General features: G+C 48.1%; 9 protein-coding genes and 2 pseudogenes. 9 read left to right on the top strand and 2 right to left on the bottom strand.

Annotated elements, in window-relative coordinates; genetic code table 11:
- Positions 1 to 10: 10 nt before the first annotated feature.
- Positions 11 to 3,178, top strand: a complete 3,168-nt coding sequence (locus OLTU_RS03225; RefSeq protein WP_141731320.1) for a response regulator — start codon at positions 11 to 13, stop codon at positions 3,176 to 3,178.
- A 104-nt stretch (positions 3,179 to 3,282) separates the two neighbouring features.
- Positions 3,283 to 3,533, top strand: a pseudogene (locus tag OLTU_RS33095) (molybdopterin cofactor-binding domain-containing protein); the annotation flags it as partial.
- Positions 3,534 to 3,798: 265 nt separating this feature from the next.
- On the opposite strand, the gene OLTU_RS03235 reads toward OLTU_RS33095, so the two are convergent.
- Positions 3,799 to 4,035, bottom strand: a complete 237-nt coding sequence (locus tag OLTU_RS03235) for a hypothetical protein (RefSeq protein ID WP_141731321.1) — start codon at positions 4,033 to 4,035, stop codon at positions 3,799 to 3,801.
- Positions 4,036 to 4,162: 127 nt separating this feature from the next.
- Between OLTU_RS03235 and OLTU_RS03240 the strand changes: the two genes are divergently transcribed.
- From OLTU_RS03240 to OLTU_RS03255, 5 genes and pseudogenes are all read left to right on the top strand, one after another.
- Complete coding sequence (locus tag OLTU_RS03240) at positions 4,163 to 4,366, top strand: hypothetical protein (protein WP_141731322.1); 204 nt, start codon at positions 4,163 to 4,165, stop codon at positions 4,364 to 4,366.
- Positions 4,367 to 4,475: 109 nt separating this feature from the next.
- Positions 4,476 to 4,610 (top strand): hypothetical protein, encoded by a 135-nt coding sequence (locus OLTU_RS32850; RefSeq protein WP_281181097.1) that lies wholly within the window; start codon positions 4,476 to 4,478, stop codon positions 4,608 to 4,610.
- A 108-nt stretch (positions 4,611 to 4,718) separates the two neighbouring features.
- The gene (locus tag OLTU_RS03245) at positions 4,719 to 4,919 is read left to right on the top strand and encodes a hypothetical protein (RefSeq protein WP_141731323.1); all 201 of its coding nucleotides are present in this window, start codon (positions 4,719 to 4,721) and stop codon (positions 4,917 to 4,919) included.
- The gene (locus tag OLTU_RS31755; protein WP_176736295.1) at positions 4,916 to 5,644 is read left to right on the top strand and encodes a hypothetical protein; all 729 of its coding nucleotides are present in this window, start codon (positions 4,916 to 4,918) and stop codon (positions 5,642 to 5,644) included. The genes OLTU_RS03245 and OLTU_RS31755 overlap by 4 nt, the downstream gene beginning before the upstream one ends.
- A gap of 152 nt (positions 5,645 to 5,796) precedes the next feature.
- Positions 5,797 to 6,854: pseudogene (locus OLTU_RS03255) on the top strand (IS481 family transposase).
- Positions 6,855 to 7,023: 169 nt separating this feature from the next.
- On the opposite strand, the gene OLTU_RS03260 reads toward OLTU_RS03255, so the two are convergent.
- Positions 7,024 to 11,007 (bottom strand): NACHT domain-containing protein, encoded by a 3,984-nt coding sequence (locus OLTU_RS03260; RefSeq protein ID WP_141731324.1) that lies wholly within the window; start codon positions 11,005 to 11,007, stop codon positions 7,024 to 7,026.
- A gap of 412 nt (positions 11,008 to 11,419) precedes the next feature.
- On the opposite strand from OLTU_RS03260, the gene OLTU_RS03265 reads away from it, so the two are divergent.
- Complete coding sequence (locus OLTU_RS03265; protein ID WP_176736296.1) at positions 11,420 to 11,722, top strand: transposase; 303 nt, start codon at positions 11,420 to 11,422, stop codon at positions 11,720 to 11,722.
- A 92-nt stretch (positions 11,723 to 11,814) separates the two neighbouring features.
- Positions 11,815 to 12,174 (top strand): IS3 family transposase, encoded by a 360-nt coding sequence (locus OLTU_RS33100; protein WP_176736297.1) that lies wholly within the window; start codon positions 11,815 to 11,817, stop codon positions 12,172 to 12,174.
- Positions 12,175 to 12,532: the final 358 nt, after the last annotated feature.

Consider the following 12,532-nt stretch of genomic DNA (forward strand, 5'->3'; position numbering starts at 1 on the left):
AGGACAGACTGTGGTCTCGGGCGAAAAGCAGGGCAGCACCCGCATCCTTCTTCTGAATCTCCTGATTCTTGCGCTCTACTTAATTGGCGGCAGGATTTCGCAGTCGCTCGGGGTAGTGACGGGGTATGCCTCACCCGTTTACCTGCCTTCAGGGATTGCGCTGGCCGCCCTGCTGCTTATAGGTTGGCGCACGCTTCCTGCCATTCTCTTCGGGGCCATCGCTCTCCCTTTTATCAATCAACTTGTGCGGGCGCCGACTCAAAGCTGGACCGACGCAATATATTTCGCTAGCGTGCTGGGAATGGGTGCTTTCATGCAGGCGGTGGTTCGGACCTGGTTCATCCGCAGGCTTATACCGCAGCCTCTGGCCTTGATCAAACCTGGCGAGATTCTTCTCTTCGTTTTGACCGCGGGTCCATTGGGCTGCCTGGTCGCAAGCACGTGGAGCACATTCATCCTTTATCGTTTCGGTGTGCTGCAAAGTGATGGGATTCTCTATTCATGGTTAAATTGGTGGGCTGGCGATTCCATCGGAGGCATCACGATCACTTCCATCGCACTCTGCTTCTTTGGCAAACCGAGGCCTCTCTGGAGACGCCGCCTGCTGATCCTCGGACTGCCGATAGCGGGGGTGACGGCCATCGCCGTTCTCGTGAGCTATCAATTAAGGCAGTCGGAACGCGACGAGATGATCGCAAGCCTTGAAGGCCGTGTGGAGATCCTGGTGTCCGCGTTCGAAAACAGGCTGGATCAGTATGTCGATACCATGCGCGTGCTGGAGAATCAGATTCGGCATGCTGCTGTCATTGATCCTCTGCGTTACCGGGATACGGCGGACATCCTGCTTTCTTCCACTCCCGGATTAAGGGCCCTGGCCTGGGCTGAACACATATCGACCAAGGGGATGTCTTCAGCGCCGGCCGGATGCTTGGAGAAGAATCGAAGCGGGGACACGGTACCCTGCAAGATGCGCGCGCAACATATCATCGTCAGGCTGATTGAACCTCTAGCAACGAATCGGGCGGCCGTAGGTTACGACCTGGCTTCGGACGAAACCCGACGCATTGCCCATGCCGCGGCCGTGAGAAGCGGTCGGCCGACTGCGACGGCACTTGTCAAGCTGGTGCAGGATCCGTCGAACAACCTGGGATTTCTGCTGGTTTTGCCGGTCGAGCATCCAAACGGCGACCCCCGCGGCTACCTCAACGGAGTGTTCAATGGCCAGGACATGATCAAGGCGCTCATGCTGCCTTTCCTCAACGAATCGTTGAAGGTTGAAGTCGCCATGCATGGCGCTGAAGGGCTCGTAAAGCTGTATGAGTCCGATGCCAGGCTGTCGAATCACCTGGATTCGACCTTGAGCGTCTCGCGCGATGCGGAGGCGAGTTCCGCGGACCGGCTGCGTTTCAGGATTACGCTCAGGCCAGCACCGGGGCATGCGGCGGAGCTCCCGGGGACGAGTTCGTGGCTTATGGTCCTTGGAAGCCTCGGGTCCATCGGGTCGATCGCGACCTTTCTCCTGCTCCTTTCGGCCCGCAATGAGGAATTGCTGCGGGAGATCGGTGAAAGATTGCGGGTGGAGGAGGATCTCGCTGCCAAGTCAGGGCTTCTTCAGACCGTTCTGGAGCAGATTCCGGCCGCGGTCATCGTCGCTGAAGCGCCCTCAGGCCGGCTTCTGTTTGCAACGGAGCACAAATTGAAAGAGATGTGGCGCCGTGATTTCGCTGCGAACGAATCGATCCCGCAGAACGAAGGCTGGGCGGGATTCCATGCCGATGGGCGCCCCTATGCGGCGGAGGAATGGCCCTTAGCCCGGGCCCTGCATGGAGAAGTCGTTGTCAACGAAGACGCCTACGTGAAGCGCGGAGATGGCTCGGACGGCATCATGCGATTGAATGCGGCTCCCGTCAGGAATGATCGAGGGGAGATCATCGCAGCCGTGGCGGTGGCAGAAGACGTGACGTCCATTAATCGGGCGCATGTGGAGCTTTTGAAGTCGAAGAATGAGGCCGAAGCGGCGAATCAGGCGAAGTCGGAATTTCTCGCCAATATGAGCCACGAGATTCGCACGCCCATGAACGCCGTCATAGGGTTCAGCGACCTGCTGATGGAGCAGGACTTTACCGAGGCTGATCGCGCGGATTTCGTGCAGCGGATCCGTTCGGCGGGCTCGCATTTGATTCGATTGATCGATGATATCCTCGATATCTCGAAAGTGGACGCGGGGCATATTCACCTCGATTTCCAGCAATTGAGCGTCACCGAACTCGTGGCTGGTGTGTTCGATGCGCTAGGGGCACAGGCTGAGCGGAAGGATCTGGAGCTGAAGCTCTTCCTGGCGACGCCCATCCCGGAATTGATCTGGTCTGATGTGGCCCGCTTGCGGCAGATCATGCTCAACCTTGTGGGGAATGCAATCAAGTTCACCGATCACGGATTCGTTCACGTGCGGATCGGCTTTTCGGAAGGACCCGGCGCTCCCTCCATACATATGACTTTCGAGGATAGCGGGATTGGAATTCCGCTGGAGTCACAAAAGAACCTCTTCCAGCTATTCGGGCAAGCCGATACGTCGGTGACACGGAAATACGGTGGCAGCGGCCTCGGGCTCCTTCTTTCGCAGAAGCTCGCACGGGCCATGGGAGGCGATCTATCCTTGCAACGTAGTGTGCCAGGGATCGGCAGTTCATTCAGTCTAACGATTCCGACGGGCGATGTTCGGAATGCTGCGTTTCAATACGAGGTCGCCGGATCCTCGCCCGTCGTGGCATCGCCTCGAAATATCAGGAGTACCCAGCAGCTGCCCGGCCTCAAGATTTTGCTTGCTGAAGATCAAGCTGACAACGTGACGCTGATTCGCGCTTATCTGAAGCCCGAAGGCGTGATACTGGATGTCGCTCACGATGGGTTGGAAGCGATCGATATGGCGACCCGTAAGGATTATGATTTGATATTAATGGACTTGCAGATGCCGAAACTAGGAGGCCTGGAGGCAACGCGGCTGCTTCGCAAGCGGAATTATGATAAGCCGATACTGGCGGTAACAGCACATGCGTTGAAGTCTGAAATGGTCCGTTCCCTGGAGGCTGGTTGCAATGACCATATTACGAAGCCGGTGAACCGGGCGAAACTGATTGAGACCATCAAGCGATTTCAACCGTCGCAGTCTTCGATATGACCGGTGGCGCATTCGCATCCAAGGCGCTGGCAGGGCAACAAAGGCTCTAGCCGTTGCACACAACTCCACGCTTGAACCCCGGCGAGGCGGCTCGTGATGAGGGTCTGATTGCCGAGGACGCAATCGAATACGGTGAACTTGCCAAAGAGCAGCAGCAGACCACGTTCGGCGCGCATTTCGTTGAAGCCGCGGTCGATGCCGCAACCGGGGAAGTTTGGCTGCGCGGTATGCTTGCTGTTTGCTCGGCGGGACGCATTCTCAACCCGAAGGCGGCGCGGAGCCAAGTAATAGGTGCCATGACAATGGGTGCTGGGCCGTCCCCATGGAAGCGTTGGTTGTCGACAAACGCCTTGGCGCGGCATCGCCCCCGCTTTCAAGCAGGACGCATGCTACCTCTGAAGCCGCAAGAATCGTATGCGGTTCGTGCTGGCAGATGTCGGCCAAAAGCATCGAAACGGCGCTGTCTTGCCCCGCAAATAGCCTGCTCAAAAGAATGTAAGCGTGCTGAATCGCGCCTCAATTGATCGCATACGCACGTCCGGTCGCGCGGTCTGCAATGTCAGGGTTCCAGTCGATACCCTTTGTTTCTGCCAAGATTTGCATGGCTTGATTTAAAGCTTTCATGTCGCATTCTCCTTGAATATCGCGTTATTGTTGCTGTGTTTTTCCACAAGTGAACGCTGCGGATTCCTCGGTTTCTGCAAGCACTTCGTCGTTTGCTGATCGAGACACTCGTCAATTTCATCCGCGAAGGTATTCGCTTTTTCTGTCCAGCTGGCCTGCTGCGGGGCAGGGTCGACTTGTTCATCAGTCCCGCAGGCTGTCAAAAGTATTGTCAAAATAAGCAGCTTTTTCATGATATTGTTCCTTCCACATTTCACACAATCCTTATCGGCAAATACTGCCCCCGAAGTTTATGTTAAAATTTAAGTGATTAATTGCGGGAACAATTTCATGTAGATATTCACATAAAAGGTGGTTGAATTGGTAAAGAAATCAGAAGCGAAGGCTGTTCAAGCTGCCGAAAAGCTGATCGAAAGTATGAAAAAGCCCCGGAAGGTGAAGACGGGTATCTATATAGATATTGACTTACGCGATGACTTACAAGCGCTGGCAGAAGCCAGCGGAGGGTCTTTCAACGGATTGGTTGAAGCGATTTTAAAGGACTGGGTGTCCCGGAATCGGTAGGTGTTCGTTTTTGCGGTCATCAAACAGAACAGAAAAAGCCTTTTAATCTGCAATATCCGGGACCGCGTTCTGGTCTTCCTTGTGAACACACAATTAAGGAGGACCCGATATGTCAGAATTAAAGGCTCCGGAACCAGCCGAACCAATCCCGATCAAAGCGATTCCGCTACCAGACGGCGAAGTTATGGAAATCTTTGCCAGCGGGGTAATTGAGGTCGGGATAGATCGGGTAAAGAAAAACTAACCTTGCTAGGTCATTCAGGCGCTTTTATTGTTGCTTGGTTTGGGGTATAAATCTGGCCGTAAATAGGCGCGGAAATCCTTTCTACCAAAGCATTTAAGGAACAGCAGAATGAAGAATATTCTTAAGATAGCGTGCGCGACCTTCGGATTACTGATCGGCGCGTTGGCAATTTATGCTTTTACATCCGACCAGCCACGCTGGAATGATAAAAGCGTGCAATTGGCACTGACAGCCCAAGTGCTGTTTTTGGGCGCTTTAGTGATTCAAGTCGGACAAAAAAAACAAGACGGGAATAAGGGTTTGACATGAAATATTTCCTAACTATATTTTTGATGCTTTTCGCTGCGAAAAGCTTCGCTGGTACATACCAAGAAATCTGCTACAGTGACTCCGATTTCTGCGCGAAAATTGTTGACCACAACGGGTTTCTTGCTCAAATCGTTGTGACAAAAGACGATTATGACACGCTTGATCCGGCACTGGTACGGGAATTTCAATCGGCAGGTGTCATATTTCAAGCTGTGACCAATGAACGCTACAACGCCCTGCCCGCGCCCACTATTCATCGCGAAAGCGCCTCAGCCGACGCCGATTTAATCGACGGCATGTCTGACGAAGAATTTGATGTAACGATGAATACCTTGTCTTGCCTTGGCGCTGCTTTTGGTTGTGCCAGCGGAATCGCGGGGTCTATTTCAACAGGCGGCGCTGCTTTATTTTTCGCAGGATTGTCTTGCGGATTAGCGCCCACTTCTTGTCTGCAAGCCCGCAGGTCTTACATAAAATGGAAGCGCTGGCAAGAAAAGAAGCAAAAAGAAAGTAGAGAAAAACAAGGCACAAGCGAAGGTGGTGGCGCTACTGGTGGTGGCGGCGGTAGTGGTGGTGCAAGCACTGGCGGCGGACAAGGCGGGTGGTATGGGCCGGGCGGGTCTGTTCCCAGCGGCGGGGGGACCGTTACTGTTAGCGAAGCGCCCCCGGGACCAATGCCGGGTAGCGGCGGAACCAGCATCGGAAGAAGACCGATTCTGCACTAAAAGAAAAACCCCAGACTAAATCTGGGGTTTTTTATTTGCAGTAGTTAAGAATAGCGTTTACACACGGCAAATACTGCCCAGGTGAGGAGGTCAGGTTCCCTTCGGTAAAATGGAAGTTACCACACTAAACATTTTATCCAGTAAGGTGAACCATGACCAAAGATCAGTATATCATTAACAGAAAATTGAATATCGTTGAACTCGGGAAAGTTTTGGGAAACGTTAGCGAGGCTTGCAGGAAGTTGGGCGTTTCCAGGCAGCATTACTACGACATCAAGCAGACATTGCAGGAAGAGGGTGTCGAAGGCTTGCTGCGAAGGCAAAGACGAAACCAAAGATTGCAAATAGGGTCGCAACCGAGGTAGAAGAACGCATTCTCGCTTACAGTCTCGAGTATCCAACGCATGGACAGGCCAGGGTGGAGAACGAGCTAAAGAAGGAAGGCGTTCTCGTGAGCTCCGGTGGCATAAGGGGTGTATGGCTCCGGCATGGCATTGAGAAAAAGCACTTGAGGCTTAAGCGCCTGGAAAAATGGGCAGCTGAGACCCAGGGCATTCTCACTGAAGAGCAGCTTAAAGCCCTGGAATCGGCCAGGGAAGAACGCCAGGCCCATGGGGAGATTGAAACCTACCATCCAGGTTTTCTCTTTGGCCAGGACACGCTTTACGTCGGCTACATCAAAGACGTTGGCAAGATCTACCAGCAGACCGGGATCGATACGTTTTCAAACGTCGGATTTGCCAAGCTTTATAGCGACAAGACCGCGCTTACGTCGGCAGACTTCCTCAATGACAAGGTGCTTCCATTCTATGATGAGCATGGCGTACAGCTCATGCGGACACTCACAGATCGAGGCACCGAGTACTGCGGCACGCCGGAAAACCATCCGTACCAGCCCTTTTTACACCTTGCTGACATTGAGCACACTCGGACCAAAGCACGGCATCCACAAACCAACGGCATCACTGAGAAGCTCAATCAGACCATCCAGGACGAGTTCTATTCAGTGGCGTTCAGGAAGAAGCTCTATGCCTCAATGGATGAGCTTCAACGCGACCTCGACCAGTATATGAACCACTATAATAACGAGCGCACGAACCAAGGCAAACACTGTCAGGGCCGCACTCCTATGGAGACATTCGTTGACGGGTTAACACTCTATCACCATTACGTTCGGGAAGGAGGAAATGCAGTCAAGATGTTGAACTAGGAAAGCGATGCCGAGGGGAATCTGTCAACGCAATTCCATACTAATGCATTTAAAGACCTTAGTTCAACCAAGCGTTTGGCTTACTTCGATTACACCTGATATTTATGGATAATTTGCTGTAGCTCTTACTGGTTGAATCTTCAAATTTTATGTCCAACAAGACCTTTTATCAATCTGATGACCAGTCGATATATTGAACTTTTCGTCCTACCTCTTGTAAGTTTGTATCATCCAGAATAAAAGCCGTACTGACTTCGAGTCTTCCAGGTGACCGCTCTGACAAATGGCCAATTAGGTTTTTCTCGCTAAAAACTACCCAGAAAATATCGAGCTGTCGCTCACGTAAAAAGCTTATCAGCAAATCTTTGCGAAATAGGAGTCCGTAGGGTGTAACAGGATCAGCAATATTTATCGCAAGAAGATCTCCATTTTTTTTGGATACATAGCCTCCATCAAAATGGCCAAGTCCAATCTGCATTTCTTTAGCGAGAAAGTATGACGGTGCGTTTAGGGTAAAGGATTCGCTGATTGAGCAATCGAAGTTGCCTCTTTCATACAAATAACTCTCATTTGGAAGTATCACCTTGAATGGTAAATTGCGATGATCATTTTCCCAAAAGCCGTTTGCAAAGTCCTCCATGCGATATCTTTCCTGGTAGAGTTCTGCGAAATGAGGATTGGTTCGATTGCCACTTTCAGGCATCCATCGACCAATAAAGTTGCTGTCTTTTAAAAACTTGATTACTTTTGGACGATCCTTTCGGGAAAAAATGAAAGATTGAATTAGGTAGAATTGATCTCGCCTTAAAGAATCATCCCGGTCAGCATCAGCTGGATCTTCTTGACGAAATGTATAGCCCCCATTGAGTATAGTCCAAACTTTGTCTTGCGAGTCATGGTGTTCAATTAAATCAGGACCACTAAATAAATCGTCGATCTGCTTAAGCCAGTCCGCATTTGATTTTTCCTCATCCCATTTTAGGTTAGGATAACTTAGATTAAGGTCGCGTTCCCATTTTCGTAAATCTTTCTCGGAGCGCAGAGTAAGCGTCGGATCAATTTGATCAACGTAACCAACATCATCAAGTAACGGGTCTTCTAAAATTTCTTGCCCGTATCGATTATATACGCATTGGTCAATTAGTAACCCAAGTACATTGAAGTAACTTATCCATTGATATTTCTTTCCAATTCTCTCGGGTTTATCTGCTCTTCTTCCAGAGTCTCTCTCTAAATATCGATCAAACATTCCGTGCAGTTGTGGATCGTAACCGAGGCGATACACTCCTTCCAATACCATGTTCTGTACAGTCTCGACCGACACAAAGCCCTCTGTACTATTCTGTGGTTTACGTATCCTCTTTAACAGGTTCGTCAATTCTTTTTTATTCTTCTCATCTAGAGAGGCAATCAGATTTTTTTTGATATTGGCAATGATAATGTTAATTGCTCTTGTCTTTGAAGCTTGGTCAAAACCCAAAAGGCCAGAGCGTGTGGCCCGAACAATTAAATCAAACATTTCTCTTCGCTGTTTTCCTTTGAGTTTCATCTTGAAAGCGGATATTGCAGTTTCCAGCGGGACATACGTTCGGAGCCGCCAGCGAGGACTATGATCCGATCCCAAGACATATCGAGAAAAGTCTCCAAAGCCCATTACAGACGAAAAAATTGTGGAAGCTCCCCACCTAGGATCACCTGTGTCAAATCCGATTTGAAGGTCAAACTTCTTTTCCAATGTTTTTTTCGATACAGTCTTTTTCGGCCAGTTAGAGCCGAATGGTGGCTTCATCAGATCAAGGTTAACATTAGATATGCATCCTTCTAGCATACATAGAGGGACTATTTCACGTGCGTAATGGCGAATGACGAAATTTCTTGGGACTTTTTTTGCTAAGAAAATCTTCTCATAAACATGCGTTCCTAAGCTCTTAAAGTCTATTGGATTTGTTGAACGGGCTAAGGCTCCATATGAGGAGACAAAAAGACGCTCGATAATATATTCGTCGTCAATCTCCTGAAATCTCTCAATAAATTCTACTGCAAATGCAGGCTTCGTGATGAAAATTAAAACTAATGCTTTGGTGCTGTGGTCGCGAATAAATCTGTTTGAAGACGCGCAGAACCAAACTAACGTCAAACCCAATAGATAGAGGGATTCTTCTGAAACAATTTGCAGATCAATGTTCCACGCCCACTCTACGACCCGTGAAATTACTCCCTCTTCGTCGTAATTGTTATGAAGGAATGGCAACCACAGAGAATCTCTGTTGTTTAATCTAATTTTTCGAAGATGCGAGTCTAGAAATTCAGCTGATAGATGGTGTCCGGGTGTCGTACACAGGGCAAGCACAGCTTTTAGGAAAGAATAGTAACGTTTTTTCGTGACAAGGGTTCGCCTAAGAAATTTTGAGAAGTCAGGCTTGTCAGGAAATGCCGAAGGATTCCTCCAAATCAAGCTATCTAGATATGCTTCAAACAGAAATTCATCATCCGCCATCCCTTTGGCCAGAGTTATTAGCTCATGGCGGCCCTTCGTCCATTCTGGAATTAATGTAGCCAGTGCCTCTATTAGATTTCTATTTTGATAAGCCCTGGAGAAAATATCTGCGATTAGACGAGATTTTTTAAAATTACGTCCTATGTTTTCCTTGGAGAATTTTTCAATCTTCATTACCTCTCTGGCAATGAATATATCGGAAAATTTCTGAAAGCCAAACCGAATCCCTTCTTCTTGTGCTTTTGATTTTGTATTGTAATATATATCTTTAGAGAATAAACCCTCCTCCAGCATATGGTAGCCGATATCTCCTTTGATGCCATAAGTAGCCTTTTCCTCGTCGACGATAGTTTCAAATTCTTTAACTGAGATCCACTCTTGTCCTGCCTTAGCCATGTTTAGCGCGATTTCCTTCGCTATCTGATGGCAAGGTTTTTTTGATGGGGGGTATCCAATTTTTTTTCCAATCAATAAATCGATTTTTTTAAAATATTCTTCATGAATAAACTTTATTCCATTATGTCCGCGGCTAGTCGTTTTTATGGTTTCGCCACTAAGAGATTCGCAATATGTTCTTAAAAAAAGTGGATTGCTAAATTCACCAATTAAAGGTATTTCGTGGCTTACGATGGAGTAGTGTTGAAAAAATCGCTTTGTCGCTTGGAATATATTTTGTTCGAAACCTCTATGCTCGACGAAAATCCATTCATTTTGTGGTTTGAAAAAATTCGTATAACTACTTCGACAGCTGATTACTAAAGACAAGTGCCTGTTTTCAAGAGTCATTTCTAAAAGGACTGGAATCTTCTCTGGCCAATAACTCAGGCCTATGCCTTCGTTGATTGCATCAATAACTATTAGAACTTTAGACTTATAGTGATCTGAGAGGTGTTTCGTGGCCGAAATAAAATCATCCTGTGACCTTTGGCTCTCAGGAAGTCCTATGCTTTTTCCAAGGGACCACCAAATTTCTTTGTCTGCGATTTGTTGTCCAAGCAGAAAAATCGAGGGTTGGGAATCTGACAATCTTTGTTTGACGATATCGCAGAGCAAATGAGTTTTCCCGCTACCGGCTACACCACTGATCCAAAGCGTAGGTTTTTTGTATAGCTCAAAAGCATGTCCCGCAGTGATCAGATAAAATTCATGTGCCTTTGCGGAAAATCGCCTGAAATAGTACCGGTATTCTTCATCTCTGCTTTTAAATCCAGAGTACTTCCTGTCCTTGTCATCATCCGGCGATTTATATTCGTAAAGTAACCTTTCCAATTTTTCTGCAATTTCGGATAGCTCTTTGCACTCTTGGTTAAGGGAGACGCCGTGTGCATCATAGTCAAAGCTAAAATCTAGCTCTTCGCTATGCTTAAGAACTATTTCGACGGATGCGCGTAATTTTGCAAAAGTCTCAGAAAGTTCATGGTTGGGCGTGTAGAAAGAGTGATCATCAACTGCTTTAAAGGCTCTGCGTGTTTCACCTTTGATCTTTTGCAGTAGTTCTTTAAACTGCTTGGTCCGGCACAAACCATCGAAGTATTTTGATATTTGGAGTTCGACATGGGTAGCTTCACAGTATCTTGGCCCAACGTCTTTGATAGCTTTTTCTGCGAGCTGATTAAGTCGTTTCATTGTATCAAGAGGAGCTTCGAAGCGGGTCATTGGTATTCTTCATCCTCTGAAATGGTTTGTTCAAAGGGCCGATGGCTTAGAGTGGTATCAAACGACCCTGTACTATTCAAGTATCCATCCAAGCGATCATGCTTAAGATTTTATGTGATGGCAAGACTGATTTCGAGCAGTTGATCGCCTTTTCAAGAAGAAGAAAAATCCTAGAATATGCCGGCCACATGCGCTTTTGAGGTCAGTTGATCGCGGAGTGTGTCAATGTAAGATGTTATTTTGAAAGTTCTGCAGATCAATTTATTGAATTTTATAAGCTGATTGATCTATAGCCCATCTCTTCGATTGTAACTGCCAATAAACTATGAATTTAAGTCTAGACTGAAGCTCCTCAGAATATCGGACACGGGGAATGTATAATGGGTGGATAACCCTTACATTGAGGTGCCAAGTGGCTGACAAGAAAAAGCAAAAACGCTATACCAAAGAATTCAAGATTGAAGCTGTAAAGCTGGTCACGGAGAAGGGAATGAAGGCCTCCGATGTGGCAAGAGATCTGGGGATAAGCCAGCCAGCCCTGGGGTCCTGGATCAAGGACTACCAGCACAGTGGCCAGGAAGCGTTTCCGGGCAAGGGCAATCTGTCCAGTCAGGAGGACAAGATTAGACAACTTGAGCAGCAGGTGAAGCGGCTTACAATGGAGCGCGAGATATTAAAAAAGGCAATGGCATACTTTGTGGAGATCCCGAAGTAAGGTATGCCTTCATTCGCGAGCATCGGGAGCATTTCCCTATCTCAGTCATGTGCGATATTTTAGGGGTTTCGCGCAGCGGATTTCACGACTGGATGAAGCGTGGGCCCTCACCCCGAGCGATTGAACGCAGCAGGATTCAGGCTGCCATTCGACGTATATTTGAAGATAGCCGCAGAAACTACGGAAGTCCCAGAATCCATAAGGAGCTTCTGAAGCAGGGATTTCAGTGCAGTGAAACGCGGGTGGAACGACTGATGAGGGAAATGGGGATTCGTGCCAAAACAAAGCGCAAATTCAGACGAAAGCCCTATTGCAATAGAATTCTATTTTCGGCCCAAAGCAATTTTGTCATTTGGGATTACTACAAACCTGCTTGGCATGAGTCCTCTTGGGTTCACTTCCAGACCTTTAAAATTCCAAATGGACCGCTATCTGTCGTGGCTCGCAATTAGAATCAAATTGTTAGTAAATCCGCCGGATCGTTTTGCTGAGACAAATTTTGAAGGACAATCTAAGATTTTGCTTAAGCCCCTACCAGAGGAACTCAAGTGACTATGGTTCGGGCACGTGTCCATACTGATTGTGAAATTGGATTTATGTTAATGAGTGGTGGGAAGTAAAAGGTATCGAACTGATTTCTTGACGTGAAGTCTACTGTTGGTTAATAGCCGTTTTCTGGTTAAGCAAGTTGGGAGGATGAGCTGACGATTCAGGCAGAAGTGCGAGATTTAGCAGAAATTGCTTTGACTATAGACTGTATTTCCAGCCCGCGAACGCGGGCTCAAAACAAGTCCATGTGACCGCGCAGCG

The sequence above is a fragment of the Oligoflexus tunisiensis genome (assembly GCF_001748245.1).
GTDB classification, from domain to species: Bacteria; Bdellovibrionota_B; Oligoflexia; order Oligoflexales; family Oligoflexaceae; genus Oligoflexus; species Oligoflexus tunisiensis.